The following is a 25,866-nucleotide window of genomic DNA, read 5'->3' as shown; positions in this document are numbered from 1 at the left end:
GATCGCTAGCGGTCTTCGCCCCGGTGAAGCAGCGCGGGATTGGGTTTATCCCTGTTCACAGGCGAAGCGTTTGGTCCGTCTGACACCGTGGGGGCCGGCGCACGCATCAGGTTACGCAAAAACAACGGGGCCAGCCCCGATAGCGGGTTCACCGACACTTTCGGGTCCCGTAATGGTCCTTTGAGCGTATAGTTGAAGGCAAACACCCCCTCGCCCTTTCGGGTCAGCACGCTGCCAATGGCGTTCACCAGATAAATCGGAGAGATCGCGCCGCGCAGGTCCAGAAGACCCGCCACCGTGTTGACCGTACCATCAAAAGACAAACCCATCGAAGGGCCTACGGCGCTGCCGCTGAGGATTTTGACTTCAGTCGGGGTGATCCGCATCTTGCTGTCAATCGAGGAAAAGAAGATGCCTTGTCCGGCCATTTCGTCGATCAGCCCCACAAGGCTGATCGCGTTCAGCAAGGCCGCCATGGCCGGGGCGTCCTTGACCCGGGTGTTTTTGATCTTGAGGTCCACGTCGTAATTGCCAGGGCCTGCGACAGGTTCAAGCTGAAGATCCAGCGTGCCCTTTTGCGCCTGCGTGATAATCCCCGCCGAACGCAAAACCGCGCCCGCATCCGCCGAGGTCAGCTCAACCGCGCTGCGCGCTGCCCGCGGGGTCACTTGGCCTTTGACCGGCGCGCCGCCGTTGACCTGCGCAGTGAACCCACCCGTCAGACCGCCGGTTGTCTGAAACGCGCCATTGAGACCGGTCAGCGCGACCGTCTCGGTCACCTGCAAACGGTCCAGTTTCACATCCAGCTTCGGGCCTTGCCCGCCGCCGCCACTGCCACCCCCGTCGCCTTCGCCGATCGTGGATTTAGCCAGGTTCAGCACGCCTCCCAAAACACGGATATCCGGTACGGCCGACCCTCGCCCGATCAGGACCGCCGGAACCGCCAGCCAGTTTCCCAACTCAAAAGAACTGAAGGTGACGCGGTCAAAGCCGCCGTCGCGGAACGAGATAGATGCCAGCGCCCGCAGTCCCGACGCGTTGATCCGCAGCGAATCCACGCTGAGGGCCGATCCCAGCGTCACTTCGGTGGTCAGAGTACCGCTGCTGCTGGCGGCCTTGCGCCAGCCCAGTTCGGGAATGGCCAGACCAACACCGACCAGATCGGACTGGGCGGTCAGCTTGGGCGGTGCCCCTGCGCCGATACCCAGCGTGAAATCCGCCTGGCCCAACCCGGTCAACATACCACGGGGCAGCCCCGCGTTAAGCTGATCCATCAAACGCGGCGACAGTTCGATCTGACCAACCAACTGGCTGCGCTGCGCGGTCTCTCCGCCGATAGGCTGCCGCCATTGCGCCTTCAGCGGGATATCCCCGAAATAGCCGTCGCCACTGATCTCGACCCCCGATTGATCCCCGTCCAGCTGCAACAGCCCGGCGCTGACATCAAAACCGGGCACCAGCCTGGTGCTGTCCAGATTGGCGAGGTTGCCATCAAAGTGAAACTGCGTGTCTTCGAACTTGAGGCCCTTCTTGAGCGGCAGCGACAGCGTGCCGATCAGTTGCACCTGACCTGCGGCCAGTTCGACCGGCAGATTGGCTTTGCTGAGCAAGTTCAGTGGCGGTCGCTCCAGCAAAGACAAAGCAGCTGTCACACTTCCTCGTGCCTGTATCCTCGCGATGGCCGGGGCTGATTTCTTGATATCGGTGTCGGGAATGATGAACGACGTCCCCGACGCATCGACCGCGCCGCCTTCATCAGCAATCACGATCCCTTCTTGCGCGGTGACAGTGAACCGGCCATTCAGCAGGCTGGCCTGACCCTGAGCGTCCTGTATCGTCGGCAGGGTCTTGGCAAAGCGGACCTCGGTCTGTTCGAATTCAAAATCCAGATAGACGTCTGGTTTTTCGTCAGGTTTCAGGCGCAGGGCGAAATCGAGATCTGACATTTCGCCCTGATACAGGTTTTCCGTCACCCAAAGACGCGGCTTGGGTGCCAGCAATTCGGGCCAGTAATTCAAAAGTTGTTGCGACGACATCCCGTCAATCTGTGCATTGATCTGAGCGGCCCAGCCTTCGGTCTGCCCTTCCAGCGCACCGTTCACAAACAGACGATGCGCGCCATCCTCGACGGTCATCTGCCCCAGACGCAGCTGGAATGGTTCCAGCTTGACCTGAAAATCCAGATCCGCGCGCTTGAGCGTCAGGTCCTCGGGGAACAGGTCTGCGGGGTTGATCTGAATGCCGCTCAGCTGGAACTGCGCGGCCATACTGTCCAGCGAACCCGCCTCGACCCCTTGCAGGAAGGCCTTGCCTTCGGCCTGCACTTTGCCCCAGGCCGAGTTGATCGAAACCTCGTTGAAGTCCAGCATCTGTTTCGCCGGATCATAGGTAAAATAGGTTCGCGCGCTTTCGAATTTGACCGGCACGGTTTCAAGGTTGGGTTGCAGGGCCCCTGCGCCCAGATTGAGCGTTGCAAACACCGGACCCAGCGCCCCGTCCTGATCCATACTGCCGCGCAACGCCCCGGAGATGGGCGAGGTCAGAACTTCCATCCAGGCAAGTGCAGGGGTATGCCCCGCCAAATCCTCGGCGGGCAGATCGGTGATCGACACACCGAACTGCGCTTCGGCGCTGTCGAGCGTGCTGGTATAGTTCGCCTCGATCGAGCTGACGAAATCGCGCCCCGACAGGACCGAGAATCCGGTCGCCAGCCGCACCGTGCGCTGGTTCCGGGTAAGTTGGATATGACCGCCATCCAGCACCCAGGACCGGCCCTGACGCAGGTCTTGAAAATTCAACGTGATCGCGTCGATCTGGGCGGCGGTCAACGCCGACAGGACCGGTGACTGGAACATGATATCCGTGTCCTCGATCAGCTCGGCCAGATTGGGCGCCTGCCCCAGTGGCGCGCTGTCGGTTCCGACCGTCATCGACAAGGCACCGTCCAGCCCGCGCGTCAATGCAATCTGCGCGCCCTGCAGGATAATGCGTTTTGGGCGCACCTGACCCCGCAGCAGCGGCCTCATGGCAAGCGACGCCTGCAGGTCCGACACTTCAGCTATCTGCTGACCCGCTGCGTCGCTGATCTGCACATCCGACAGCCGCAGCCTTGGCCGCCAGCCCTTATGGATCACAAAGCTCACATCGCCAAAGCGAACCTGCACCCCTCCCAAAGCGGTATCCAGACGCGCTTCGACCCGGTCACGGACCCATGCGGGGGCGTGCAAGTTGTGGCCAACGACCATGAACGCTGTCAGCACCGCCAGCAAGGTCAGGATCAGAACACCGCCACCCGCCCATATCCCGGCCTTGCGCCGACGCGACCTTTTGCGCGGCGCTTTGCCCTTGGGATCGGCATCCTGCTGTTCTTGCTGGACCAATTTACGTTTCACGTCTTTCAACCCGTCTGCGGCGCCCTATGATAGATGGCATCCGTTCATTTTGTCAGCCGGAGTTTTCTCATGCCCGACGTCTCAGACCTCGCCCCCGACTTTACCTTGCCCCGAGATGGTGGCGGCGAGGTCAAACTGTCGGACCAACGTGGCCAAAAAGTCGTTTTATTCTTCTATCCCCGCGATGATACGCCGGGCTGCACCAAGGAATCCATCGGTTTTTCCGAGCATTTGCAGCAGTTCACGGATGCGGGTGCTCACGTTTTTGGCATTTCGAAGGATACGGTTGCCAAACATGACAAGTTCGTAGCCAAACACGCCTTGACCACAACCATGCTGTCCGATGAAGGACAAACCGTTTGCGAAGACTATGGTGTGTGGGTCGAAAAGAACATGTATGGCCGCAAATCCATGGGGATCGAGCGGGCAACCTTTCTGATCGACGCTGACGGCCGCATCGCCCGCGTCTGGCGCAAGGTCAAAGTGCCTGGCCATGTCGACGAAGTGCTGGAGGCGGTGCAGGCGCTATAACCTCTCGACCCGCGCGGTGTTCAGGTTTAAGACCGCCGCGCGGCATTCAGGTGGGGCAAATGACCAAAACGCTGACTCAGATGGCAACCGAGGTTCTGACCACAGCCAACGGTCGGGACAAGACTGCCCTGTCCAAACGCCATGCCGCCGCCTGGTTTGCCGCCCGCAAAGGGGAAGCCCCCGACATCGCGGTCGGCACGGCCTCTCCGCCGCTCAACCCAGCGCGCCCGGAACAGCCCGAACTTCTGTCACCCCGCGACGTGCCGCGCAGGCGGCCCGGATCGGAAGCCGGACGTATCGCCTTGTTGCACGCGGTCGCGCATATCGAGCTCAACGCCGTCGATCTGCATTGGGACATCATCGCGCGTTTCGGGCATGTGACCATGCCCTTCGGATTCTATGATGACTGGGTCAAATGCGCCGAAGAGGAATCGCGCCATTTCGAGATGGTCTGCGATTGTCTGGAACAGATGGGCAGCCATTACGGTGCCCTGCCCGCCCATGCCGGGATGTGGCGCGCCGCCGAAGATACCGCAGAGGATCTGATGGGGCGTCTTGCCGTCGTGCCCATGGTGCTAGAGGCGCGCGGGCTGGACGTGACACCGGGCATGATCGACATCTTCCGCAAGGCTAAGGCAGACGACGCCGTGGCAGCGCTGGAAGTGATCTACGCCGAAGAAGTTGGCCACGTGGCCTATGGTTCGAAATGGTTCCATTTTCTGTGCGGACGCGAGAATGCCGATCCCAAGGACGTGTTCCACCAGTTGGTCCGCCGTTACTTCCACGGCCCACTCAAACCGCCCTTCAACGAGGAAAAGCGCGCCGAGGCCGGGCTGCCGCCGGATTTCTACTGGCCGCTGACCGAAGACCTGCCGCCACCGGGAGTTGTAGCGGATTGAGACTTTTCCATCGCTTTCGGCGATTTCCCGCCGATAATGTGCGGGAAATCTCCGGTTGGAACTGTTGATTGGTTAACAAACTTGCCCAACACCAATTGCCCCATTAAGCAATCGGGCCAAGGAGCGGCTACTCACTCACGACCGGCTCCGGGATATGGGGACAATTGAGGTAAGACGCGTGCGGACACGTCTGGCAATAAAACTACATGCATGGCTCGAGCGACGCTTTCCCGAACGCCGGGTCTTCCTGAAATCCGACACAGATACACGATTCATCCGGCTGAGTTCCGAGACGCAATTCGTTGCAGTCGCGGGTGTTGCCGTGATGGTGGGCTGGACCGCCGTGGCTACCGCGATCCTGCTGATGGACAACATCGGGTCAGGCAATTTTCGCGAACAGGCGAAACGGGATCAGGCAACCTATCAGGAGCGGCTGAACATCCTGTCGGCAGAGCGGGACGCCCGCGCCGCCGAAGCACTGGCCGCCCATGATCGCTTCAATGCGGCGCTGGAGCAGGTTTCGGTCATGCAATCGGAACTTCTGGCCTCGGAAAACCGCCGTCATGAGTTGGAAACCGGGATCGAAGTGATCCAGACCAAACTGCGCGCGACAATGAAACAACGCGAAGACGCGCGCGTCGAGCTGGCAGAGTTGAAACAGGCAGCCGAAGGCGGCGGCGCATATATGATGGCCGCCGCCAACCCCGCCCAGATGGCATTCATGACTGATGCGCTGGCTCGAACCGCCGCGCAGCGCGACCAGATTGCCACCGACGCGCAAGGCGCACTGGATCAGCGTGATGAACTGGAACTGGAAATCCGGCTGATGCAGGAACGCAGCGATGAAATCTTCCGCCAGCTGGAAGAGGCCATGGTGATCTCGGTCGAGCCGCTGGACAAGATGTTCCGCAGCGCAGGCATGCCCACAGATCGAATCCTTGAAGAGGTCCGGCGCGGGTATAGCGGTATGGGCGGTCCGCTGACCCCTTTATCCTTCAGCACCCGCGGTGAGGAACTGACCCCCGACGAGGTGCGCGCCAATACCCTGCTGCAACAGATGGATCAGCTGAACCTCTATCGCATCGCTGCCGAAAAGGCCCCCTTCGCCAGCCCGGTGCGCGCAGCAGTCCGCTTTACCAGTGGCTATGGCACCCGCCGCGATCCTAAAACAGGTGGTCGTCGGATGCACAATGGTGCTGATTTTGCCGGTGCACAAGGCACCGATATCTTCGCAACTGCCGACGGTGTGGTCACACATGCGGGCTGGCAATCGGGCTTCGGACGACTGGTCAAGATCAAGCACGCCTTCGGAATTGAGACACTTTATGCGCATAACACGAAGTTACGCGTAAAGGTTGGTCAAAGGGTCTCGCGCGGGGATCATATTGCTGATATGGGTAGCACCGGACGGTCGACCGGCACCCACCTTCACTACGAAGTGCGCGTGAACGGTAAACCTGTTAACCCAATGACCTATATCAAGGCTGCGAGAAATGTTTTCTAAGAGCAAAATCAACGAGCCCGGTTCAAAAGAGACTGAGGCAGTAAAACCTGCGGCTCCGGCCACTCCGGCGGCCCCTGCCCCCGCTGAATCAAGGCCCAGCACAGCACCCAAGCCGAAACCTCCGGCATCGGTTCTGTCATCAGATCTGCATGTCACCGGAAACATGAAAACTTCGGGTGACATTCAGGTTGAAGGCACGGTCGAAGGCGACATTCGCGCGCACCTGCTGACAATCGGTGAGACCGCAACGATCAAGGGCGAAGTGACCGCTGACGACGTTGTGGTCAATGGCCGCATCGTGGGCCGCGTCCGTGGCCTGAAGGTTCGCCTGACTTCGACCGCGCGTGTCGAAGGCGACATCATCCACAAAACCATCGCAATCGAAAGCGGCGCGCATTTCGAAGGTTCCGTGCAACGCCAGGACGACCCCCTGAACCCGGGCCGCAGCGGCAAAGCCGGTGCCAATCCGGCAGCGGAAGTGAAGCAGTAAGCGCGCTGAATTCAATCTAAAGAAAAACGCCGCAAACTGATTTTGCGGCGTTTTGTTTTGTCAGGCTGTGGCCGGTCGTCTTCGCCAGCGCCGCATTGCCCCCAACGACCCGATGCCCGCAACCATCAACCAACCAGCTGCCGGCAGCGGCACGGGCGACACGTTAAAGTTCACATCACCGGACCCCCCGGTGGACTTGAGCCCATACGTCGCCAGTTCGGCGGCCGATGCCGTCCAGTAGAACCAATTGGAATACCCGAAATTCAGGTCGACCCAGTTCGCGCCATAACCGAATTGTGGTGGTTTTGTTCCATCGGCCGGCTTGATCGCCAGATCGAGGGTCAAACCTGACAATACGCCAGATACCCCGCGCAAAATGGCGCTGCTGAAATCGAAGTATTTGACGTTTGAGACCATGTCCGGCGTCGGATTGGAACAACCGGGCCTGCCACACGCCGGTGACCCGGCATGCGCGATTTGATTGAGGCTAAAGTCAAACTGCAGTTTCAGAGCGGAGTTTGAATTATTGGTCACATTGCCCAACAGGTTCAATGTTCCGGCATTCTGATCGTATTTCAATTTACCGTCTGTCACGGTCCATGTTGTTGACGCCCCATTCTTAAAATTGGGAAGCCATAGACCATGCGACGGAAACGCATCCCCAAGATTATACGTGCCCGAATAATCTCCGGTCACGCTTGGCAGCGACATTGCTTCTGCTTTTTCTGAAATCAAAGTGAGGCCAACGGCCATCACAGAGGCAACGGCAAGTTGCCTCAAATATCTTAGTTTCATAACACTTATCCCACACACTGGTTACCCAAACCCGCCACAATTTCGCCTCATTCCTAGCGGTCAGTCAACTTTTTCGTGAACATGAGCTTGTTTCGGAAACAGTAATGAAGATGTGGTTGGAATTGTCACCGCCACCACCCACAAATAACGCGAAATTCGTGCGAAACCCGGAAGTGTTGCGTGGATATGGCCGCGAAAACGCGTGGCAAAATCCCCCAAGTGGCCTTTCCGATATTCGTGGGCATGAGTTACCGTTCCGTACGAGCCCAATAGTTCAGTTTCACAAAACAAAATTTCTGCATTACCCTGAAACTTGTTGATTTCTGGAGGGCTTTTCATGTCATCAAAACTCATGGCCGAATTCTTCGGCACGTTCTGGCTGGTGCTGGGTGGATGCGGCAGCGCGGTGCTGGCGGCCGGTGTGGCCGATGTCGGTATCGGCTGGTTGGGTGTATCCTTTGCCTTCGGCCTGACCGTCCTGACCATGGCTTACGCGGTCGGACATATCTCGGGCGGGCACTTCAATCCGGCGGTCAGCCTGGGGTTGATGATCGGCGGGCGGTTTGAGGCGAAGGACCTGATCCCCTATTGGATCGCACAGGTATTGGGCGCAATTGCTGCGGCGGTTGTCCTCTATCTCATCGTCAGTGGCGCGCCCGGGTTTGAAGGTGTTGGCGGCTTTGCCTCTAACGGATACGGCGCGGCATCCCCCGAAGGGTATTCGCTGATGTCCGCGCTGGTGACCGAGATCGTGATGACGGCGTTTTTCATCATCATTATTCTTGGCGCGACGTCGAATTTTGCACCCGAAGGATTTGCCCCGATCGCTATCGGTCTGGGGTTGACGCTGATTCACCTGATCTCAATCCCGGTGACAAACACATCCGTCAACCCGGCGCGTTCTACCGGTGTTGCCCTGTTCGCGGATGGCCCTGCCCTTGCGCAGCTATGGCTGTTCTGGGTTGCCCCCCTGATCGGAGCCGCCATAGGTGCGGTGATCTGGCGGGCGATGGGCGACGACTGATGGCTTACAAGTCCAGACCCACGTTCCGCGACATAACGGCAGACAGGCTTACGCCCGCCGCGCCATTACGTGGTCCATGATCAAATTGAGCACCTCGACATCTTTTTGATTGTAAGTCCGATAGCGGAATCGAACGGTTCCGCGATCGGGCTTCGAGCGTGATGGCGTGAGCACCTCGACCGAGACGCGCGCGCGGAGCGTGTCGCCCGGAAATACCGGCGCCATCCACCGCACTTCGTCCATGCCATGGCCGCCCAAGTTCGTGCCGGTTAGAACACCCGTGTCACGAAACAGCCGGAAGGTAAGAGCAATGGTTTGAAAGCCGCTGGCAATGATCCCACCGAAAATTGACTCTGCCGCCGCCACTTTATCCACATGGAAAGGCTGCGGGTCGTAGGTAAGTGCAAAGTCGATAATCGCGCCTTCGGTGAGTGCAATCCCACCGGTTTCGAAGGTGTCTCCAACTGACAGATCGTCAAAATACTTTCCGCTGGTCATTCAAAAAGCATAATTTAGTGGGGGCTTGTCCGTCAACGAGCTCGCCCGTAAACCACCCGCCGACTGTATCCAGGAGCAACCGCTGGCGAACGCATTCCGCTTCTAAACCATAATTTCGTGGTCATATGTCAGCGATACGGGCTGCGTTCAGCAGTTGCGCACATTGCTCGAGATCGGCTCCGGGCGGGAAAGGCCCCGATGCGAAACAGCACCGGGGCCAGTTTCCTATTCCGTGACAGTAACCTTCTTCATCACGTCCGGCTGACCGATCACCGCGCCGTTTGGACCATCACCGCGTTTGATCGAATCCACGACCTCCATACCCTCGGTCACCTGACCGACCACAGTGTACTGACCGTTCAGAAACGGGCCCGGCGCAAACATAATGAAGAATTGCGAGTTCGCGCTGTTGGGGTCCTGCGCGCGGGCCATACCGACAACGCCCCGGTCATAGTTATAATCCGAAAACTCGGCCGGAAGATCTGGCCGATCCGAGCCGCCTGTGCCTGCGCGGCGCAGATCGCTGCCCAGCAAACCATGCTCTACATCCCCGGTCTGGGCCATGAAGCCCTCGATCACGCGGTGGAACACCACGCCATCATATTTGCCCTCGGCGGCAAGAGTGCTGATCTGTTCAACATGTTTCGGGGCCAGATCATCGAACAGGTCAATGGTGACTGTGCCATTGGCACCCTCGCCTTCGATTTCGATCTCAAGCCCAGTGGCCAGCGCGGGGCTGGCCAGCAAGGCAAATACAGCGGCCAGCTTATGCATCGGCGGCCACCTTGACGCTGATCATGCGGTCAGGGCTTGCGGGTGGCTCGCCGCGCACGATGGCATCCACATGTTCCATCCCGTCAATCACGCGTCCATAGACCGTATACTGGCCGTTCAGGAAATGGTTGTCCTTGAAATTGATGAAGAACTGCGAGTTGGCCGAATCCGGATTCTGAGACCGCGCCGCACCCAACGTGCCGCGATCATGGGGCAGCTTCGAGAATTCCGCCGGAACATTCGGCAGAGATGATCCGCCAGTACCCGCCATACGCAAGTTGAACCCGTCTTCCATATCGCCGTGCTGCACGTCACCGGTTTGCGCCATGAAGCCGTCAATCACACGGTGGAACGCCACGTTGTCATACTCCCCTCCCCGGGCCAGCTCTTTCATGCGAGCGCTGTGCTGAGGGGCCACATCCGGCAGCAGCTCGATCACGACGTTGCCGTCTTTCAGCTCGATGATGATTGTGTTTTCGGGATCCTTGATCTCGGCCATCTGGCCCTCCTGTCGTTTGTCTTGCGCAAATACCTATGCGCCATGCGCGTGAATGCCAAGTGACGCATTGACCTGAGGGCAAAATGCAGGAAAAGAACCGCCTAAACCGGTTTGCAGAACAAGGACAGCACGATGACATGGAAAACACTGGATGACATGGAGCTAAGCGGCAAACGCGTGTTGGTGCGTGTGGATATCAACGTGCCGGTTGCTGACGGTGTTGTGACCGACGCCACCCGCATTCAGCGCATCGTGCCGACCGTGCGCGATATCCTTGCTGCGGGTGGTGCACCGATTCTGCTGGCGCATTTCGGCAGACCGGGCGGCGAGCGGCGCGAAGAACTGTCCTTGAAACAATTGGTCCCGACCCTTGAAAGCGCTTTCGGTGCCACCGTTCTGTTCGCCGCCGATTGCGTCGGGGCTGAGGCCGAACTGGCTGCCGGGCAATTGCAGGCCGGACAGGTGCTGCTGCTTGAGAACACGCGTTTCCACGCGGCCGAAACCAAGAATAACGCCGATTTGGCTGCTGGTATGGCCAAGCTGGGCGACATCTACTGCAACGACGCCTTCTCTGCCGCCCACCGCGCCCACAGCTCGACCGAAGCCATCGCGCGTTTGCTGCCCGCTTGTGCTGGTCGTCTGATGCAGGCCGAGTTGGAGGCCCTGGAGGGCGCGTTGGGTGCGCCTAAACGCCCCGTAACAGCCGTTGTGGGCGGGGCGAAGGTATCGACCAAGCTGGAGTTGCTGGGCAACCTGATCGACAAGGTCGACTATTTGGTGATCGGTGGTGGCATGGCCAATACCTTCCTTGTCGCAAAAGGGGTGAATGTGGGTAAGTCGCTGGCGGAAACCGCCATGAAAGACACCGCTGCCGAGATTATGGCGAAGGCGGAAACCTCGGGCTGCAGCATTGTTTTGCCCACCGATATTGTTGTGGCGGAAAAATTCGAAGCCAACGCGCCGCATCAGATTCTACCTGCGGACCAATGCACCGAAGACGGCATGATCCTGGACGCAGGTCCCGAAAGCGTCGCAGCTGTTGTCGGGATTTTTGACAAGAGCCAGACTTTGATCTGGAACGGCCCACTCGGCGCGTTTGAAATCGCCCCCTTTGACGCGGCGACAAACGCGGCGGCCCTCAAGGCGGCAGAGCTGACGCGCGCTGGAAAACTCGTCTCGGTTGCCGGTGGCGGCGACACGGTTGCAGCGTTGAACGCATCGGATGCAGCCAAAGATTTCTCGTATATCTCAACAGCAGGCGGCGCGTTTCTGGAGTGGATGGAAGGCAAAACCCTGCCCGGTGTCGCGGCACTCGAGCAGTAAGCCACGGGAGAGCTTTTGGCGGAGCTTGCGGTTCGTAGTTACCTCTCATGGTATTCCACGCGATTTGCCATGAGACCCGCAACCGTGCCGGTTCTGCTTCCTGCTTTCTCAAACCCGCAACAGAAGGCCATGCAATCACAATTGCCGCTGATGGCGATATTTGGCGACATAAGGGATTCACAAGCCGAATCACCTGTGACATAGTGCTGACAGAAGCCCGCGAAAGGGCTCGTTTCGAGGCAGTATTCATACGGCGGTAAGCAGAGTGTCCCGTTCCAGTCGGCCCGGTTTGGGCGCAGTTGTTTTCTTCATGGTTGCATTCATGCTGGGTGTGTATTTCACCTTCGCCGCCGTGCAGGGCGATTTCGGCTTGTTTCGACGTGTCGAAATTGCAGCGGAACGGGACGCCCTGTCACGCGATCTGGCGGAGCTGCGGGCGGAAATCACCGAGATGGAAAACCTGACGCGTCGGCTTTCGGACACCTATCTGGACCTCGACCTGCTGGATCAACAGGCGCGATCCGTTCTCGGGATGATCCGCGCGGACGAAATCGTCATTCGCTGAGGGTCGTAGAGATTTTTCGTCGAAAAATCTTAGTAACCCTTTGTTTTTTTCAATTCTCCCGGCCAGAAGGCGCGTAAAGCGACGCTGCGTCACATTATCACTCGCCAGGCGGCAGGAAATGCTTTAATAGATAGTTTAACGCTAAACTATCTTGCCGAAAGGGGGAGTTCGCCACTATGGCTGCGCGAAAAACCACAAAGAAACCAAATGTTTCTGCGGAAGAACTGACCACGTACTACCGCGAGATGCTGCTGATCCGTCGATTCGAAGAAAAGGCAGGCCAGCTATACGGCATGGGTCTGATCGGCGGGTTCTGCCACCTTTACATCGGACAAGAGGCGGTTGTTGTCGGTCTCGAGGCTGCCGCGAAAGAAGGCGACAAGCGGATCACCTCTTATCGCGACCACGGACACATGCTGGCTTGCGGCATGGATCCGGGCGGCGTCATGGCCGAACTCACCGGGCGCGAGGGTGGCCTGTCCAAAGGCAAGGGCGGCTCGATGCATATGTTCTCGAAAGAGAAGCATTTCTACGGCGGTCACGGCATCGTCGGCGCGCAGGTCCCGCTCGGCGCAGGTCTGGCCTTTGCCGACAAGTACAAGGAAAACGGTGGCGTCACCTTCGCCTATTTCGGGGACGGCGCAGCCAACCAGGGTCAGGTCTATGAGACCTTCAACATGGCCGCCCTCTGGGATCTGCCGGTCGTCTTCGTGATCGAGAACAACCAATATGCGATGGGCACGGCGCAGGCGCGCTCAACCTCCTCGCCTGACATCTATGTGCGGGGCGAGGCGTTCGGCATTCCCGGCGAGATCGTCAACGGTATGGACGTGCTGGCGGTCAAAGCCGCTGGCGAAAAGGCCGTCGCTCACTGTCGCGCAGGCAAGGGTCCTTACATCCTCGAGGTCAAGACCTATCGCTACCGTGGCCACTCGATGTCCGACCCGGCCAAGTACCGCACCCGCGAAGAGGTTCAGAAGGTCCGCGAGCAAAGCGACCCCATCGAACACGTGCGCGAGCTGCTGCTGACCGGCAAACACGCGACCGAAGATGACCTGAAAGCGATCGACAAAGAGATCAAAGAGGTCGTCAACCAGGCCGCTGAATTCTCAAAAGAAAGCCCCGAGCCCGCGCTGGACGAGCTCTGGACAGATATCTACGCCTGAGAGGACGAATAAGACATGGCAACCGAAATTCTCATGCCCGCCCTTTCGCCCACAATGGAAGAGGGCACGCTGGCCAAATGGCTGGTCAAGGAAGGCGACACCGTATCCTCGGGCGACATCATGGCCGAGATCGAAACCGACAAGGCCACGATGGAGTTCGAAGCCGTCGATGAAGGTATCGTCGGCAAGATCCTGATCGAGGAAGGCACCGAAGGGGTCAAGGTCAACACCCCCATCGCGATCCTGGTTGAAGAAGGCGAAGACGCCTCCGCCCTGCCCGCGGCTGCGCCTGCAGCCGCAGCGGCGACCGAGGCCGCCCCTGCGGCGGTTGAGGCCCCCGCTCCTGCCGCCGCCCCAGCCGCTCCGGTCGTTGACCTGTCGCCGGATTGGCCTGCCGATGCCGAGATGAAGTCCGAAACCGTCCGCGAAGCGCTCCGCGATGCGATGGCCGAGGAAATGCGCGGCGACGGAGACGTCTACCTGATGGGTGAAGAAGTCGCCGAATATCAGGGTGCGTACAAAATCAGCCAGGGTCTGCTGGACGAATTCGGCCCCAAACGCGTGATCGACACCCCGATCACCGAGCATGGCTTTGCCGGTATCGCCGTGGGTTCAGCATTTGGTGGCCTCAAACCGATCGTCGAGTTCATGACCTTCAACTTCGCCATGCAGGCGATTGACCAGATCATCAACTCTGCCGCCAAGACGCTTTACATGTCCGGCGGTCAGATGGGCTGCCCCATCGTGTTCCGTGGCCCCAACGGTGCCGCCGCCCGCGTGGCCGCGCAGCACAGCCAGGACTACGCCGCATGGTACATGCAGATCCCCGGTCTGAAAGTCGTCATGCCCTACTCGGCAGCCGACGCCAAAGGTCTGTTGAAATCCGCGATCCGCGATCCCAACCCGGTGGTGTTCCTGGAAAACGAAATCCTCTACGGGCGGTCCTTCGACGTACCGCAGGTGGATGACCTGACCGTCCCGCTGGGCAAAGCCCGCATCTGGCGCGAAGGTTCGGACGTGACCATCGTCAGCTTCGGCATCGGCATGCAATATGCTCTGGAGGCCGCCGACAAGCTGGCCGAAGAGGGCATCAGCGCCGAGGTCATCGACCTGCGCACCATCCGCCCGATGGACACCGGTGCGATCATCAACTCGGTGATGAAAACCAACCGTCTGGTGACCGTCGAAGAAGGCTGGCCGCAAGGGTCCGTCGGCAGCTACATCAGCTCGGTCGTGATGCAGGAGGCGTTCGATTATCTCGACGCGCCGGTCATCAACTGCACCGGCAAGGATGTTCCGATGCCCTACGCCGCGAACTTGGAAAAGCTGGCGCTGATTACCACCGATGAGGTGATCGCGGCAGTGAAACAGGTGACCTACCGCTAATGGAGATCAGGGGCCGCGATCCAGCAACTGAATGCTACCGTGTTGACGTTCAGATCGATAGCCGCACAGTCACTGCGCTTGTCCCAGAGCGGCTGGCGGCGGATATGCGGTTGATCGGCGCGCGCCCCTCTCATCAGACGGCCTATGTCTGGATGGCTGAACACAAAAACAAAATCGAAGCCGCGATTGCGACACTCGCACGTGGCACGGGGCGCCCCAAAGCGCCCTATGACCAAATTACTCTGATTGAGGAGCGCTGAGATGCCCACCGAAATCCTGATGCCCGCCCTGTCCCCGACGATGGAAGAAGGCACCCTTGCAAAATGGCTCGTCAAAGAGGGCGATACCGTCTCGTCCGGTGACCTGCTGGCCGAGATTGAAACCGACAAGGCCACGATGGAGTTCGAGGCCGTTGACGAAGGCACCATCGGCAAGATCCTGATCCCGGAAGGCTCCGAAGGGGTCAAGGTCAACACCGCGATTGCGGTCCTTCTGGAAGATGGCGAAAGCGCCGATGACATTGGCGCAACTCCTGCCACAGCTCCAGCGGCTGCCCCCGCAGCCGCCGCGGGCAACGAGACTGCCGCGCCAGCGGCATCCGAGGCGCCTGCCCCTGCCCCGGCAGCGCCCACCAAGGCCGATGGTGGTCGTATCTTCGCCTCGCCACTGGCCCGTCGCATCGCCGCGCAAAAGGGCCTTGATCTGGCACAGATCACCGGCTCTGGCCCGCATGGCCGTATCGTCAAAGCGGATGTGGAAGGTGCAACCGCAACCGTTCCGGCCCCCGCTGCAGTACCTGCAGCAGCAGCCCCGGCGGCCGCAGCCCCGGCTGGTCCGTCCGCAGATGCCGTGGCCAAGATGTACGAAGGCCGCGACTACGAAGAGGTCAAGCTGGACGGAATGCGGAAAACAATTGCCGCGCGCCTGTCCGAAGCCAAGCAAACCATCCCGCATTTCTACCTGCGCCGCGATATCAAGCTGGATGCGCTGCTCAAGTTCCGCAGCCAGCTGAACAAGCAGCTGGAAGGTCGGGGCGTCAAGCTCAGCGTCAACGACTTCATCATCAAGGCCGTCGCCAACGCGCTGCAGCAGGTTCCAGAATGCAACGCCGTCTGGGCGGGTGATCGGGTTCTGCAACTGAAACCTTCGGACGTGGCCGTAGCGGTCGCCATCGAAGGCGGTCTGTTCACTCCGGTCCTGCAGGACGCCGACATGAAGTCACTTTCCGCATTGTCCACCGAGATGAAAGACCTGGCCGGTCGTGCCCGCGAGCGCAAGCTGGCCCCCCACGAGTACCAAGGCGGCACCTTTGCAGTTTCGAACCTGGGCATGTTCGGTATCGACAATTTCGACGCTATCGTGAACCCGCCGCACGCTGGTATCCTTGCCGTCGGCACTGGTGTCAAAAAGCCGGTTGTTGGCGATGACGGCGAGTTGACGGTCGCCACCGTCATGTCGGTCACCATGTCCGTCGATCACCGCGTGATTGACGGGGCACTCGGGGCAGAGCTGCTCAAGGCTATCGTGGAAAATCTTGAAAATCCGATGGTTATGCTGGCCTAAAGCCATTCTGACTGCAAAACGCGCCGGAGCATTCTTCGGCGCGTCTTGCGTTTGTGCTGACGTGTTGTGAGCAGGTGTGATCTGCCCAGCCATTGTTTCATACCGCAGCCTGTCCCACCTTGGATGCAGACCAATTTCGGATGCATAGGTGTACGATGAATTTCGCAAAAAAAGCCCAAACCCTTTTGATCCTGTCTGCGCTGGCCCTTACCGCCCCTGCGGTCGCATTAGCCAAGCCCAATACCTATCCGGGCGAGAATTCAAAGTTCAAACAGAACGATCCTGCCGCTATTGCCAAATGGGAAGAGGAACGTGCCAAGCGGATCGAACTGCGCAAGCAGCGGCGGGAAGAACGTCGGCTTAAGCGGTTGAACCGGAAGAACAGCCGCGCCAGCCAGTGATCTGACGAAAGGTTACTGGTTCTTGCCCAGCATGTGATCCATCGAGATCGAAGGCTGCTCGCACCCGGCTTCTCCGACGATCTTCGCGGGGATGCCAGCAACGGTTTTGCACGCGGGCACCTCTTGCAGCACAACGGACCCGGCGGCAATGCGGCTGCAATGTCCCACCTCGATATTGCCCAGAACCTTGGCGCCGGCCCCGATCAGCACGCCGTTCCCGATCTTGGGATGGCGTTGCTCTTCTTCCTTGCCGGTCCCGCCCAGCGTGACCGAATGCAGCATCGAGACGTTGTCGCCAACGACCGCCGTTTCGCCAATCACAATGGAATGAGCATGGTCGATCATGATTCCCTTGCCGATCTTTGCGGCAGGATGAATGTCGATCCCAAAAATCTCGGACGACCGCATCTGGAAGAAATACGCCAGATCATGCCGTCCTTTTTGCCAAAGCCAATGAGCCACACGATAAGCCTGCATGGCCTGATAGCCTTTGAAGTACAGGATCGGCTGCAACAGACGGTGGCAGGCCGGGTCGCGTTCATAGACCGCCATAAGATCTGCCCGCGCCGCTTCCAGCAGCGAAGGATCGTCAGCATAGGCCTCATCCACGATCTCGCGCAGCACCATCATCGACATTTCGTTCGAGCAAAGCTTGGCCGCCACCCGATAGGAAAGCGCGCGTTCAAGGCTACGGTGATGCAGAATACAAGCGTGCACCAGACCGCCCATCAGCGGCTCTTGCTCGACCGCCGCATTGGCTTCGGTGGTGATCCGATCCCAAACCGGGTCAACTGGGGTCACATGGCTGCGCTTTTTGAACATGGCTTTGATCCTTTGCTGCGCCTAGAATAGCCATCTAGGGGCAAAAAGGCCAAACGCAAACCCTTGATATGGAATGCAACAAAAAATGAACGAAAAAGACTGGCCACATTTCAAGGCTTTGATCGAATCCCGGTTGCGCGACTTGGCCAATCAATCGAGTATCGGACAACAGGCGCAATCTGTTGTGGAACTGGATCAGCAGGCAGTCGGACGCCTGAGCCGTATGGATGCTTTGCAGAATCAGGCAATGGCCAAAGCGCAGCAAACCCGACGCGATATCGAAACGCGGCGTCTGACTGAGGCGCTTGCCCGTATCGACGAGGGCGAATACGGGTATTGCGAAGACTGTGGTGAACCGATTGCCCGGGGACGGCTTGAACTGGACCTCGCCGCCAGCCGGTGCGTCAGTTGCGCGTCCGGCTGACGTGAAAGCGGATCAGGGCCTGCAGGATCATCTCGAAACACTGGCAATATTGGCGGTCGTCAAAACTGGGCTCATCCGCCAGGGGCCGGGTCCGCGCAGCCGCCATCAGCGAGCCATTGCCAAACAGCGGATGCAGTCGCCCGGTTTCGGCGACATAAACATCGGCCAGTTCCGCTTCGACAAGCAAACGCGCGCACAAGCGGCGGCGCAGGCGCGGCGGAACCGCCAACAAAGCCCGAGCCGCCGCGCTGAGATCACCATGTAGCAACGGGCGCATGTGTCGGTTTATCCAACCGACAGGCGCGCAATTGCCCCCGGACCGTACTCGGCCGAGATCTGGGCCACTTCGACATCATAGCCCTGCGCCGCTCCGTCCGAGGCTTTCATAGCATTGGAATAAGACCAGATCGGAGAATTGGTCTGAACTTCGCGGACCAACGCGCCTGAGGCCCGGACTCGGATCAGATAGGATTCAGTTTCCTCCGCCAAGGGCACGTCGAACCCGCTCCAGTCATCCCCGCCAACACGGGTTCGCCTGATCCACGTCATCTGGTCTCCGACCGGTGACTTTTGCACCCTCAGATGAACAGGGGCGTAAGGGCGCAATCCGTTGCCATCAAATGCCTCGACCAGATGAATAAATGAGGGATCCTCGTAACCTCGTGTTGCCGGGCCAATGCGGTAATGTCTCGCAATGCGCCGTTCGGTTGGCAACAGATCGGTCTGATAAACACGTTCGTCCAGCAAAACAAAGGTCGATCCCTCGGGCCAGACATCGGGCATGATCGCATCTGTTCCAAGCTGGCCGCGCAACCGACCCGAAAGAACATAGACACCGGGTTCCTGCAAGGCCGCATCGGCGAACTGAAACACTTCCCATCGACCCGGGGTTCCGTCCCCAATCGCCGCCAGATTATAACCACTCAGCAATGCGCGGCGAGATCGGGATTCCAGCACCCCGTCGATCAGATTGACACGCAACGCGCCGCCTTCATCCCAGATACCCGCATTGGCGCGGCGCAGGGGCGTTTCAGTGAACCCCATGACCGCCTGTCCAGCAATGACCTGAGCAAGCGTATAGTCTTCGTCCTGGGCCGAGGCATACATCGCCACGCTGCCCGGCCAGGGTTCAGCTGAAACCGCCAAGTAAGGCGCATATGGCGATTCCGCACCGGTGATCAGCGGCAAGTCCATGAACACCGGGTAAACAGGGACTGGCGCGTCAAACGGTTTGGTCGTCGCGCCGTCATCTTCCACCTCGGCGGCAGAATAGACTTCTGGCTCAATCCGCACAGCGTCAGCCAGCTGCAACTCGGCCTGTTCCAGACGGTCGACGCGATACAGCGCATCGCCCGCCCCGTTCAGCCGTACAACATCCCCCGCCCCGATGTGCGACATCGACGGCGGCAACGCAAAGCGCGCCGTTTCGCGGGAAATCCGGGATTCGCTCAACCAGCGCTCGACGGTTTGCCGCCCCTCTGCACGTGTCATGGACAACGGCATTTCGTTGACGGCTACGGCGTGGGTCTGATCATCGGGCAACACCGCCTCTTCCGCCACCAGATCATGGTCGGCGTCCGACTGCACGAACCGCAGGCGGACACGCCCGGTCATCTCGGCCTCGGCCTCACGCCGATGCTCGATCGGGCCGTCGATGTCCGTACTGACGGCGATCTGTTCGGGCGACACATCGATGGCACGCTGCGTTCCCCGAGTTCGAAACACCAGTTTCCCACCGCGCTCAATTGCATCGAACCCATAACGCATCATCAGAGGCTGAAGGGCCTGGCGAGCATCCATCACGTCTTCGACGGCGTAGCCACGAACCACGCCATAAAGCTCGGATACATCAATATCCGTCAAGCCGGCACCATGACAGATTTCGGTCACGACCGAGGCCAGAGTCCGCGACCCCGACCGTCCATTCAACCAATGCCCGCGGGCATAGTTTTCACCGTCACTCCACTGCCTGCGCAGGTTCGGGAAGGTTGGAAATGGTCGCGCATCCCAGGCCCAGACATAGGCGTTTGACATGTCTACCATCGGCGCGTCGTAAATGTCCGAAACCGGGTTTCGGGAAGGGTCGTTCCAGTATCCCAGTACCGCCTTTAGGTATTGCACCTGAATAAAGTCATCCCGCATTCCGTTGGAAAACTTGGGTAAACTTGATTCCGACGATTTAGGATCAAGAAACTTGTTCGGTTCGTTCGTGCCCTTGTCGATGGCTGCACAACCCAACTCGGTGAACCAGATCGGTTTCGAGCCCGGCACCCAGCTTGTCGGAGACGCCTGCCGAACCCCCCCGATCCGTTCGTGATGCCGGTTGCCCCACCAGTTGCGCAAGTCCTTGTATCGCCAGATCCAGGCCTCGTCATGCGCCACGTCGGTGATCGGCGTGCGAATCTGTGCTTCGGCTTCTTCGGGTGAAGCATAATACCAGTCATACCCTTCGCCGCCTTCGACATTTGCGCGCAGATAGTCCAGATCATAGATCGAACCTGTCCCGGCCTGCGCATCCAGATGCGTGTCGCCTTCGCGCCAGTCCGACAGAGGCATGTAATTGTCGATGCCTACGAAATCGATGTTGTCATCGGCCCAAAGGTCATCAAGGTGGAAATACCGATCTCCGCTACCAGCGGGGGAATAGCCGAAATACTCGGACCAATCCGCCGCGTATCCGATTTTGGTATTCGCGCCCAGAATCTGACGCACCTCCGCCGCCAGTGTCCGCAGCCGCGCGACAGCCGGAAATCCGGATGCACCCCGAATCTGTGTCAGGCCGCGCATCTCGGAACCGATACAAAACGAAGCCACACCACCCGCTGCTTTGCACAGGGCCGCGTAATGCAAAATGAACCGGCGCAAGCCCCACTCCTGCGGACCTGAATAGACCACGGATCCGTTCTGAATCTTAAAATGCGAAGCGCGCGCAGAACCGAAAAACGCCGCCACCTGTGCGTCCGCCTCCGCCGTCTGATCCGGCGATCCGCTGCGCCCCGGTGCAATGTCCAGCGTGATCCGGCCCCGCCAAGGCAAATGAGGCTGCTCACCCGCATCAGACCACGGGTCTGGCAAGCTATTGCCCTGCATTTGCTCCATCAGGATGAACGGATAGAACATCACCCGTTTGCCATTATTTTTAAGGCGCTTGATCGCCTGTATCACTGCGCCGTCGGCGGGTGTGCCGCCATAAATCGGGCGACCATCCTTCCATTTCACATTCTGCGCAGATGCACGGGTCAACCCGGCCACCCGCCAAGGCATGTTCTTGCCATCAGCGTTCTTGCGTTCCACCTTTGGTCGAATATCGCAGCTCCCGCAGCGCAGATCGTCACCAAACCACGAAACAACAAGCGACGCCGCCTCGCACCCCGGCAATTCATTTTGCAAAGCCCGCAATGAGGTCGCCATATCGGAAGAGCCGGAGCGGGAATGTGCATTTGCGGCCCAGTTTCGGCCTTTGCCCTTCCAGTAATTGACCTGCGAGGTGGCAAGCGTGTATTCGCCTGTTCCCGGCATCAGAGCCACACCTTTGACCGCCTGCGACAGGGCCTCGTCATAGTCCGGCATGTCCTTTTGGTCCTGACGGACCACCTCGAACGAGAATTGCGGCACCCGGTTTCCGTATGACCCCAGCGGGAAATCCTCGATCACGACATAGGCCGTGCCGCGATAGGCCGGTACAGTGCCCGTGCCCTCAACCGCCTCGATCAATGGGTCGGGCAACTGATCCGACGTTCCGTGATACACGCGCATCATTAACGAGTTTCGCTCGATCTCTTCCCCGTCGGCCCAGACACGCGGCACATCCGCGATTACGCCTGTTCCGACGGCAATCGCCAACGACACCGAATAGCTGTAGGTGACAGTCTTTGTTTTGACCTCGGCGGGTTTGGGTTTGCCTTTGCCGCCGCCGGTGGATTGGGTCGAGGTCGAGGTGGTGCGGGTTTCAAGAAAGTCCGACGCCCAGATTACCTGGCCACCCACACGCATCCGCCCAAACACAGTGGTCACGGGCGAACCCTCTCCGGTTTCGGTCAGCCGAAAGCGGTCCAGACGCCCGGTTTCCACAACCTCGCTGCCGCTTCCCAAAACCGACTGGCCCATCAGCCGTTGGTCGATAACACGCCCCAGCGTGGCACCTACGGCCCGGCCGATAATCGCAGACGACAGCCCCGCAACGGTTCCGCCGATCGACCCTCCGATTGCGGCGCCAGCCGCTGACAGAAGAATTGTAGCCATCAGAAATCCCCCAGCGGAAACTCGAAACAAGCGACCACGCGGCGCTGCCATGGCGCGCTCAACGCGTTTTCGACCACACCATGTCCTGAATAGGCGTGAATAAAGCGCGGCACCGCGCCCGCCTCGCTGACAATGCCCAAATGTTTGGCGACGCCCTGATCACGCATCCGAAACAGCAGCGCATCGCCCGGCTCGAACTGGGACGGGTTCCGTTCGACCAGATGACGCCGGGCGGCCGCCCACATGCGTTCATCGCCTTGAGGTTCAGACCAGTCCATACTGTAGACCGGAACCGCCTCGGGTTCGCATCCCAACACGGCGCGCCAGACGCCCCGCAACAACCCCAGACAGTCGGTTCCGGCCCCTTTGACCGAGGCCTGATGCACGTAAGGTGTCCCCAGCCAACTCCGCGCTTCGGTTACGATGTTTTGCTTGTTCATCGTCTGCTCCTGCCTCTGTTCGAACCACCCTTTTTGGGCACGGCCATCACCCAGTCTTCGCTTGGAAGGTCAGGAAAGCCCTGGAAGTTCATCAGATTGTTGAATTTCAGCCGGCAAGTCTCCATGCGCTTGTCACAACCGGCGGTCAGCCGCACGCGATCCCCGATGGTCAGCCCACCGCCTACCGCTGACCACAGCGTGATTTTGCGCCCGGCGTCCAAACGATGATCCTGCTTGACCGCCCGCCACAAACCCGCAGCTGGACCGGTCAGAACATCCAGTCGACCACGCTCGAACCAGTTTTGGCTTGCACCGGTGCCACCGCGTAGCTGCACCGACGCGCCCTCAAGCGCGCTGATCTCGGCTTCGATCCAAAATCCGGGTGCAGTAAGATTGAACCCGCAGGACCGATCCCCCAGAACCGCTGTGCAAGGTTTCTGATAGATCCGCCCCAGGGGGCGATTCAGCAGATCGGTCAAACCGCGCAGCTCGGCATGAAACGCCCCGCCCGCCCGACGCAGCTCGCCAATCGAGCCGCGAAACTGCAGGCTGCGTTGCGCTGGATCGGCCCAGTTGACCAACCATGCCCGGACCTCGGCGCCATCGAAACGCCCGGCCTCGATATCCTCTTCACGTACAGAAGCATCGGAAAAGGCCCCCATGGCCTCGGTATTGTCAATCGACAAGCCAGTCGCCTGTTCGATCGCCGAGGCAGTCAGCCCGGTACTGGCCTTGAAGGTCAAGCCTTCAAACGCCAGTTCCATATCATGATCGGTAAACCCGAATTGTCGCCCATCTGATCGGGTTATCGACCAACATCGACATACGGTTGTGAGGCCCGATTTCAAATACGATTCAAGGGATTGCGCATCATTTCTCATCAGACACGTACCTCAACCACTGGTACGTTCGGTACATCTCCGGCCTGAAAACTGGCGACGCTTGTCTGAATTTTGTCAGTGTCGAACCTGACGGGCACATCGAATTCGAACCCGGCAGTGATTTCGACCTGTTCGGGCGGTGCCGAGGCCATGGTTATCAAGCCGGTGGACAGATTTACGTCAAAGTCGATGCCTTCGCGCAGCGCGTCCTGATCGAGACCCAGCTTCACTGTTCCCAAGACCGGTTTCAGCACCGGCCTCACATAGCTAAAACCACCTGAACTATAAGTCTTAATCAATTGAAAGTTGGTACTTACTCCATCTCCCCGTGCAATCACTTGATCGCCCGTACCGACTTCAGCCGTAGCCGCGCCGGATTTGTAGTCGGACCAGTCTTTCCAGCGGAACCCAAACATCTGACCCTGTCGCGCCTCGAAGAAGGAAATCAGCGTTTCGATATCGTCAAGCGACCGCATCCCCAGCCCCGCATCATAACGCCTGCGCGAATGTGCCCAGGGCGTGTTGCGTTCCTCAAACCCGTTGGCCAGCGTCACGATATCCGTGCGCCGCTCGGGCCCCCCGACCGAGCCGAAACTCAGACCGGCCGGAAATCTCACCTCGTGGAAATTCATTGCCTGCTCCCCTTACCTGTTGCGATTGCCACGCCCCAAGGCGCGGCTCATCTGCGCCGCGATCTGCCCTTGCGAGCGGCGGAACCCCTGCACGTCCGGCGTAGAGATGTTCATCACCACGTTCACGGCACCACCGCCGCCCTGAGTCCGCACACCCAGCTTGCCGTCGGCCCCGCGCGCCAGCGGCATGATCGCCTCGGGGCCTGCCTCGCCCATCAAACCGGTGCCGCCGCGCATCGAGAACATGGTCGGGCTACTGACCACGCCGCCATTGGCAAAGGGCATCACGCGGCCCTGCGCAAAACTGCCGCCATCGGCAAAAGGCAGAATGCCCTTGACCAGCCCGCCAACCGTATTCGCCAACATGCCGCCGAAATGATCCGTCACCGGCTTGATCGCCGCCGCATAAGCCGTCTGGATCATCGAATTCTTCAGCACATCCAGCGCCCCCGACAGGCTCATCCCGTCCAGAACCACACCGTCAAACGCCTTGCGCAGCCCGCTGGACATGCCGCGCTCCAGCGTCGCGACATCCTTGCCGGTCTCAGCAAAGGCGGCACTGATCCGCTTCATCTGCCCGTCAAACGCCGACGCCATCGTCGCGGCATCCCCCAAAGCATCGCCCAGCGCCTCGCCCCGCTCTTGCAGGTCGTCAAACCCCTCACGATCCGTCATCACGCTCTCCTTGTTCCTTGTCCGGATAGGCCGCCAGCAACGCATCCAGCCCCGCCCGGTTCATCGCAGGCATCCCCGCGCCCTGCCCCAGCATCAGCCGCAACTCAGCCGGGGTCAGACGCCAGAACTGATCCGGCGTCAGCCGCAGGCCCAGAAACCCGGCCCGCATCAGCGCGGGCCAGTCGAACCCGCTCACTCGGGCACCATGAAGGCGCGCGCCAGCAATTCAGCCGCCGCCCGCGCGCCCGCCATCGGCCCGCCCGCAATCTCGGCATGCAGCAGGTCGGCACGGCTCACCTGCGCGCCGCCGCCCCGCAGCCCGGCGACAAGCAACGCCAGCACATCGCTGCTGGAATACCCGCCGCCCTCGAACCGCTGCACCAACTCGACCAGAGACCCGGCCTGCAATTCTTGTTCCAATTCCGCCAAAGCACCCAAAGTCAGCTTGAGCACCCGCTGCTCCCCATCGATGGTCAGCGCCACCTCGCCCGTCCACGGATTGGCCATCAGAGCGCCGTAAAGCTCAGCGCACCGGCGCTTGCCATGCTCATCTCATAGGTCGCCTCGCCGTTATGCGAGCCCGCATATTCGATGCTGCTGACCTGAAACGGCCCCTCAACGATGCCGAAATCGGGGATGATCACCTGAAACGCGGGCGTTTCACCGTCAAAGAACAGCTGACGCGCACGCTCGTCGGTCCCCGCATCCTTGAACACGCCCGAGCCGGAAATCGCAGCGGATTTTACCCCCGCTCCCGACAGCAACTCGCGCCACCCGCCCTGACTTTCCAGGCTGGTGACATCCACGCTTTCCGCGTTGAAACTGATCCGCGTGGCGCGAAGCCCCGCGATGGTCTGAAACAGGCCCGTGCCATTCATATCCACTTTGACCAACAGGTCTTTTCCGTTCTGGGCAGCCATATGCTCTCTCCGTTGATTGC

29 protein-coding genes are annotated in these 25,866 nt (G+C 59.7%); 13 read left to right on the top strand and 16 right to left on the bottom strand.

The features are described from left to right. Positions 1 to 5 precede the first annotated feature (5 nt). Positions 6 to 3,392, bottom strand: coding sequence for a YhdP family protein (locus tag ACR0K4_RS01480; protein ID WP_480852547.1), 3,387 nt, complete (start codon positions 3,390 to 3,392; stop codon positions 6 to 8). Positions 3,393 to 3,461: 69 nt separating this feature from the next. Between ACR0K4_RS01480 and ACR0K4_RS01475 the strand changes: the two genes are divergently transcribed. The 4 genes from ACR0K4_RS01475 to ACR0K4_RS01460 all read left to right on the top strand — a co-directional run bounded on the left by ACR0K4_RS01475 (position 3,462) and on the right by ACR0K4_RS01460 (position 6,816). Further along, positions 3,462 to 3,923 (top strand): peroxiredoxin, encoded by a 462-nt coding sequence (locus ACR0K4_RS01475; protein ID WP_480852545.1) that lies wholly within the window; start codon positions 3,462 to 3,464, stop codon positions 3,921 to 3,923. A gap of 59 nt (positions 3,924 to 3,982) precedes the next feature. Further along, entirely contained in the window at positions 3,983 to 4,822 is an 840-nt protein-coding gene (locus tag ACR0K4_RS01470; RefSeq protein ID WP_480852544.1) for a ferritin-like domain-containing protein, read from the top strand. Between the two features lie 178 nt (positions 4,823 to 5,000). Beyond that, on the top strand, positions 5,001 to 6,326 hold the full coding sequence (locus tag ACR0K4_RS01465; protein WP_480852543.1) for a DUF5930 domain-containing protein: 1,326 nt from the start codon (positions 5,001 to 5,003) through the stop codon (positions 6,324 to 6,326). Continuing rightward, positions 6,316 to 6,816: a bactofilin family protein gene (locus tag ACR0K4_RS01460; RefSeq protein WP_480515405.1), complete on the top strand. Its 501-nt coding sequence runs from the start codon at positions 6,316 to 6,318 to the stop codon at positions 6,814 to 6,816. Before ACR0K4_RS01465 ends, ACR0K4_RS01460 begins: the two co-directional genes overlap by 11 nt. Positions 6,817 to 6,876: 60 nt before the next feature. On the opposite strand, the gene ACR0K4_RS01455 is transcribed toward ACR0K4_RS01460, so the two are convergent. Further along, a complete protein-coding gene (locus ACR0K4_RS01455) occupies positions 6,877 to 7,527 on the bottom strand; it encodes a VPLPA-CTERM sorting domain-containing protein (RefSeq protein WP_480852542.1) in 651 nt (216 codons plus the stop codon). Between the two features lie 144 nt (positions 7,528 to 7,671). Further along, positions 7,672 to 7,965, bottom strand: a complete 294-nt coding sequence (locus ACR0K4_RS01450; RefSeq protein WP_480852541.1) for a hypothetical protein — start codon at positions 7,963 to 7,965, stop codon at positions 7,672 to 7,674. On the opposite strand from ACR0K4_RS01450, the gene aqpZ reads away from it, so the two are divergent. Then, positions 7,949 to 8,635: an aquaporin Z gene (gene aqpZ, locus ACR0K4_RS01445; RefSeq protein WP_480852540.1), complete on the top strand. Its 687-nt coding sequence runs from the start codon at positions 7,949 to 7,951 to the stop codon at positions 8,633 to 8,635. The two genes, ACR0K4_RS01450 and aqpZ, sit on opposite strands and share 17 nt — an antisense overlap. A gap of 48 nt (positions 8,636 to 8,683) precedes the next feature. Here the strand turns inward: aqpZ and ACR0K4_RS01440 are convergent, their stop codons facing one another. From ACR0K4_RS01440 to ACR0K4_RS01430, 3 genes are all read right to left on the bottom strand, one after another. Beyond that, positions 8,684 to 9,133, bottom strand: coding sequence for a MaoC family dehydratase (locus ACR0K4_RS01440; RefSeq protein ID WP_480852539.1), 450 nt, complete (start codon positions 9,131 to 9,133; stop codon positions 8,684 to 8,686). Between the two features lie 225 nt (positions 9,134 to 9,358). Further along, a complete protein-coding gene (locus ACR0K4_RS01435) occupies positions 9,359 to 9,907 on the bottom strand; it encodes a peptidylprolyl isomerase (RefSeq protein ID WP_480852538.1) in 549 nt (182 codons plus the stop codon). After that, a complete protein-coding gene (locus tag ACR0K4_RS01430) occupies positions 9,900 to 10,406 on the bottom strand; it encodes a peptidylprolyl isomerase (RefSeq protein ID WP_170793244.1) in 507 nt (168 codons plus the stop codon). The genes ACR0K4_RS01435 and ACR0K4_RS01430 overlap by 8 nt, the downstream gene beginning before the upstream one ends. A 132-nt stretch (positions 10,407 to 10,538) precedes the next feature. Here ACR0K4_RS01430 and ACR0K4_RS01425 point away from each other — a divergent pair, with 132 nt between their 5' ends. The 7 genes from ACR0K4_RS01425 (at position 10,539) to ACR0K4_RS01395 (ending at position 16,810) form a co-directional block, all read left to right on the top strand. Next, on the top strand, positions 10,539 to 11,729 hold the full coding sequence (locus ACR0K4_RS01425; protein WP_480515414.1) for a phosphoglycerate kinase: 1,191 nt from the start codon (positions 10,539 to 10,541) through the stop codon (positions 11,727 to 11,729). A gap of 265 nt (positions 11,730 to 11,994) precedes the next feature. Beyond that, entirely contained in the window at positions 11,995 to 12,294 is a 300-nt protein-coding gene (locus ACR0K4_RS01420; RefSeq protein WP_480515415.1) for an FtsB family cell division protein, read from the top strand. Positions 12,295 to 12,470: 176 nt separating this feature from the next. Then, positions 12,471 to 13,460: a pyruvate dehydrogenase (acetyl-transferring) E1 component subunit alpha gene (gene pdhA, locus ACR0K4_RS01415; protein ID WP_480852537.1), complete on the top strand. Its 990-nt coding sequence runs from the start codon at positions 12,471 to 12,473 to the stop codon at positions 13,458 to 13,460. A 15-nt stretch (positions 13,461 to 13,475) separates the two neighbouring features. After that, positions 13,476 to 14,846 carry a pyruvate dehydrogenase complex E1 component subunit beta gene (locus ACR0K4_RS01410; RefSeq protein WP_480852536.1) on the top strand — a complete coding sequence of 457 codons (1,371 nt, stop codon included), beginning with the start codon at positions 13,476 to 13,478 and terminating at the stop codon, positions 14,844 to 14,846. Further along, entirely contained in the window at positions 14,846 to 15,106 is a 261-nt protein-coding gene (locus ACR0K4_RS01405; protein ID WP_480852535.1) for a hypothetical protein, read from the top strand. Before ACR0K4_RS01410 ends, ACR0K4_RS01405 begins: the two co-directional genes overlap by 1 nt. A 1-nt stretch (position 15,107) precedes the next feature. Then, positions 15,108 to 16,409: a pyruvate dehydrogenase complex dihydrolipoamide acetyltransferase gene (locus ACR0K4_RS01400; RefSeq protein WP_480515421.1), complete on the top strand. Its 1,302-nt coding sequence runs from the start codon at positions 15,108 to 15,110 to the stop codon at positions 16,407 to 16,409. A gap of 155 nt (positions 16,410 to 16,564) precedes the next feature. Then, positions 16,565 to 16,810, top strand: coding sequence for a hypothetical protein (locus ACR0K4_RS01395; RefSeq protein ID WP_480515423.1), 246 nt, complete (start codon positions 16,565 to 16,567; stop codon positions 16,808 to 16,810). A gap of 12 nt (positions 16,811 to 16,822) precedes the next feature. On the opposite strand, the gene cysE is transcribed toward ACR0K4_RS01395, so the two are convergent. Then, on the bottom strand, positions 16,823 to 17,632 hold the full coding sequence (cysE, locus tag ACR0K4_RS01390; RefSeq protein WP_480515424.1) for a serine O-acetyltransferase: 810 nt from the start codon (positions 17,630 to 17,632) through the stop codon (positions 16,823 to 16,825). An 85-nt stretch (positions 17,633 to 17,717) separates the two neighbouring features. Between cysE and ACR0K4_RS01385 the strand changes: the two genes are divergently transcribed. Then, on the top strand, positions 17,718 to 18,056 hold the full coding sequence (locus tag ACR0K4_RS01385; RefSeq protein WP_480515532.1) for a TraR/DksA family transcriptional regulator: 339 nt from the start codon (positions 17,718 to 17,720) through the stop codon (positions 18,054 to 18,056). Here the strand turns inward: ACR0K4_RS01385 and ACR0K4_RS01380 are convergent. The 9 genes from ACR0K4_RS01380 to ACR0K4_RS01340 are packed head-to-tail and all read right to left on the bottom strand — an operon-like array spanning position 18,037 to position 25,846. Further along, positions 18,037 to 18,333 (bottom strand): DUF7742 family protein, encoded by a 297-nt coding sequence (locus ACR0K4_RS01380; protein ID WP_480515534.1) that lies wholly within the window; start codon positions 18,331 to 18,333, stop codon positions 18,037 to 18,039. The genes ACR0K4_RS01385 and ACR0K4_RS01380 overlap by 20 nt on opposite strands. An 8-nt stretch (positions 18,334 to 18,341) precedes the next feature. Then, positions 18,342 to 22,298, bottom strand: a complete 3,957-nt coding sequence (locus tag ACR0K4_RS01375; protein ID WP_480852534.1) for a baseplate multidomain protein megatron — start codon at positions 22,296 to 22,298, stop codon at positions 18,342 to 18,344. Continuing rightward, positions 22,298 to 22,738: an NlpC/P60 family protein gene (locus ACR0K4_RS01370; protein WP_480515538.1), complete on the bottom strand. Its 441-nt coding sequence runs from the start codon at positions 22,736 to 22,738 to the stop codon at positions 22,298 to 22,300. Before ACR0K4_RS01370 ends, ACR0K4_RS01375 begins: the two co-directional genes overlap by 1 nt. After that, positions 22,735 to 23,619, bottom strand: coding sequence for a DUF2163 domain-containing protein (locus tag ACR0K4_RS01365; protein WP_480515540.1), 885 nt, complete (start codon positions 23,617 to 23,619; stop codon positions 22,735 to 22,737). Before ACR0K4_RS01365 ends, ACR0K4_RS01370 begins: the two co-directional genes overlap by 4 nt. Beyond that, positions 23,619 to 24,251 (bottom strand): phage distal tail protein, Rcc01695 family, encoded by a 633-nt coding sequence (locus tag ACR0K4_RS01360; protein ID WP_480852533.1) that lies wholly within the window; start codon positions 24,249 to 24,251, stop codon positions 23,619 to 23,621. Before ACR0K4_RS01360 ends, ACR0K4_RS01365 begins: the two co-directional genes overlap by 1 nt. A gap of 12 nt (positions 24,252 to 24,263) precedes the next feature. Then, entirely contained in the window at positions 24,264 to 24,926 is a 663-nt protein-coding gene (locus tag ACR0K4_RS01355; protein ID WP_480852532.1) for a phage tail tape measure protein, read from the bottom strand. After that, positions 24,913 to 25,122, bottom strand: coding sequence for a rcc01693 family protein (locus ACR0K4_RS01350; protein ID WP_480852531.1), 210 nt, complete (start codon positions 25,120 to 25,122; stop codon positions 24,913 to 24,915). The genes ACR0K4_RS01355 and ACR0K4_RS01350 overlap by 14 nt, the downstream gene beginning before the upstream one ends. Continuing rightward, positions 25,119 to 25,433: a gene transfer agent family protein gene (locus ACR0K4_RS01345; RefSeq protein WP_480852530.1), complete on the bottom strand. Its 315-nt coding sequence runs from the start codon at positions 25,431 to 25,433 to the stop codon at positions 25,119 to 25,121. The genes ACR0K4_RS01350 and ACR0K4_RS01345 overlap by 4 nt, the downstream gene beginning before the upstream one ends. Beyond that, complete coding sequence (locus ACR0K4_RS01340; protein WP_480515550.1) at positions 25,433 to 25,846, bottom strand: phage major tail protein, TP901-1 family; 414 nt, start codon at positions 25,844 to 25,846, stop codon at positions 25,433 to 25,435. Before ACR0K4_RS01340 ends, ACR0K4_RS01345 begins: the two co-directional genes overlap by 1 nt. Between the last annotated feature and the right edge of the window lie 20 nt (positions 25,847 to 25,866).

The sequence above is a fragment of the Ruegeria sp. K11 genome (genome assembly GCF_056531905.1).
Note: the sequence above shows the minus strand (reverse complement) of the source record. Positions and strands in the feature narration are given on the sequence as shown.

Coding starts and splice junctions, on each gene's coding strand:
- ACR0K4_RS01380 (WP_480515534.1), bottom strand. CDS start 18,333: ATGCGCCCGTTGCTACATGGTGATCTCAGCGCGGCGGCTCGGGCTTTG.
- ACR0K4_RS01430 (WP_170793244.1), bottom strand. CDS start 10,406: ATGGCCGAGATCAAGGATCCCGAAAACACAATCATCATCGAGCTGAAA.
- ACR0K4_RS01455 (WP_480852542.1), bottom strand. CDS start 7,527: ATGTCGCTGCCAAGCGTGACCGGAGATTATTCGGGCACGTATAATCTT.
- ACR0K4_RS01460 (WP_480515405.1), top strand. CDS start 6,316: ATGTTTTCTAAGAGCAAAATCAACGAGCCCGGTTCAAAAGAGACTGAG.
- ACR0K4_RS01370 (WP_480515538.1), bottom strand. CDS start 22,738: ATGAACAAGCAAAACATCGTAACCGAAGCGCGGAGTTGGCTGGGGACA.
- cysE (WP_480515424.1), bottom strand. CDS start 17,632: ATGTTCAAAAAGCGCAGCCATGTGACCCCAGTTGACCCGGTTTGGGAT.
- ACR0K4_RS01345 (WP_480852530.1), bottom strand. CDS start 25,433: ATGGCCAATCCGTGGACGGGCGAGGTGGCGCTGACCATCGATGGGGAG.
- ACR0K4_RS01425 (WP_480515414.1), top strand. CDS start 10,539: ATGACATGGAAAACACTGGATGACATGGAGCTAAGCGGCAAACGCGTG.
- ACR0K4_RS01440 (WP_480852539.1), bottom strand. CDS start 9,133: ATGACCAGCGGAAAGTATTTTGACGATCTGTCAGTTGGAGACACCTTC.
- ACR0K4_RS01450 (WP_480852541.1), bottom strand. CDS start 7,965: ATGAGTTTTGATGACATGAAAAGCCCTCCAGAAATCAACAAGTTTCAG.
- ACR0K4_RS01365 (WP_480515540.1), bottom strand. CDS start 23,619: ATGAGAAATGATGCGCAATCCCTTGAATCGTATTTGAAATCGGGCCTC.
- ACR0K4_RS01355 (WP_480852532.1), bottom strand. CDS start 24,926: ATGACGGATCGTGAGGGGTTTGACGACCTGCAAGAGCGGGGCGAGGCG.
- pdhA (WP_480852537.1), top strand. CDS start 12,471: ATGGCTGCGCGAAAAACCACAAAGAAACCAAATGTTTCTGCGGAAGAA.
- ACR0K4_RS01435 (WP_480852538.1), bottom strand. CDS start 9,907: ATGCATAAGCTGGCCGCTGTATTTGCCTTGCTGGCCAGCCCCGCGCTG.
- ACR0K4_RS01395 (WP_480515423.1), top strand. CDS start 16,565: ATGAATTTCGCAAAAAAAGCCCAAACCCTTTTGATCCTGTCTGCGCTG.
- ACR0K4_RS01475 (WP_480852545.1), top strand. CDS start 3,462: ATGCCCGACGTCTCAGACCTCGCCCCCGACTTTACCTTGCCCCGAGAT.
- ACR0K4_RS01400 (WP_480515421.1), top strand. CDS start 15,108: ATGCCCACCGAAATCCTGATGCCCGCCCTGTCCCCGACGATGGAAGAA.
- ACR0K4_RS01410 (WP_480852536.1), top strand. CDS start 13,476: ATGGCAACCGAAATTCTCATGCCCGCCCTTTCGCCCACAATGGAAGAG.
- ACR0K4_RS01375 (WP_480852534.1), bottom strand. CDS start 22,298: ATGGCTACAATTCTTCTGTCAGCGGCTGGCGCCGCAATCGGAGGGTCG.
- ACR0K4_RS01385 (WP_480515532.1), top strand. CDS start 17,718: ATGAACGAAAAAGACTGGCCACATTTCAAGGCTTTGATCGAATCCCGG.
- ACR0K4_RS01470 (WP_480852544.1), top strand. CDS start 3,983: ATGACCAAAACGCTGACTCAGATGGCAACCGAGGTTCTGACCACAGCC.
- aqpZ (WP_480852540.1), top strand. CDS start 7,949: ATGTCATCAAAACTCATGGCCGAATTCTTCGGCACGTTCTGGCTGGTG.
- ACR0K4_RS01405 (WP_480852535.1), top strand. CDS start 14,846: ATGGAGATCAGGGGCCGCGATCCAGCAACTGAATGCTACCGTGTTGAC.
- ACR0K4_RS01360 (WP_480852533.1), bottom strand. CDS start 24,251: ATGAATTTCCACGAGGTGAGATTTCCGGCCGGTCTGAGTTTCGGCTCG.
- ACR0K4_RS01340 (WP_480515550.1), bottom strand. CDS start 25,846: ATGGCTGCCCAGAACGGAAAAGACCTGTTGGTCAAAGTGGATATGAAT.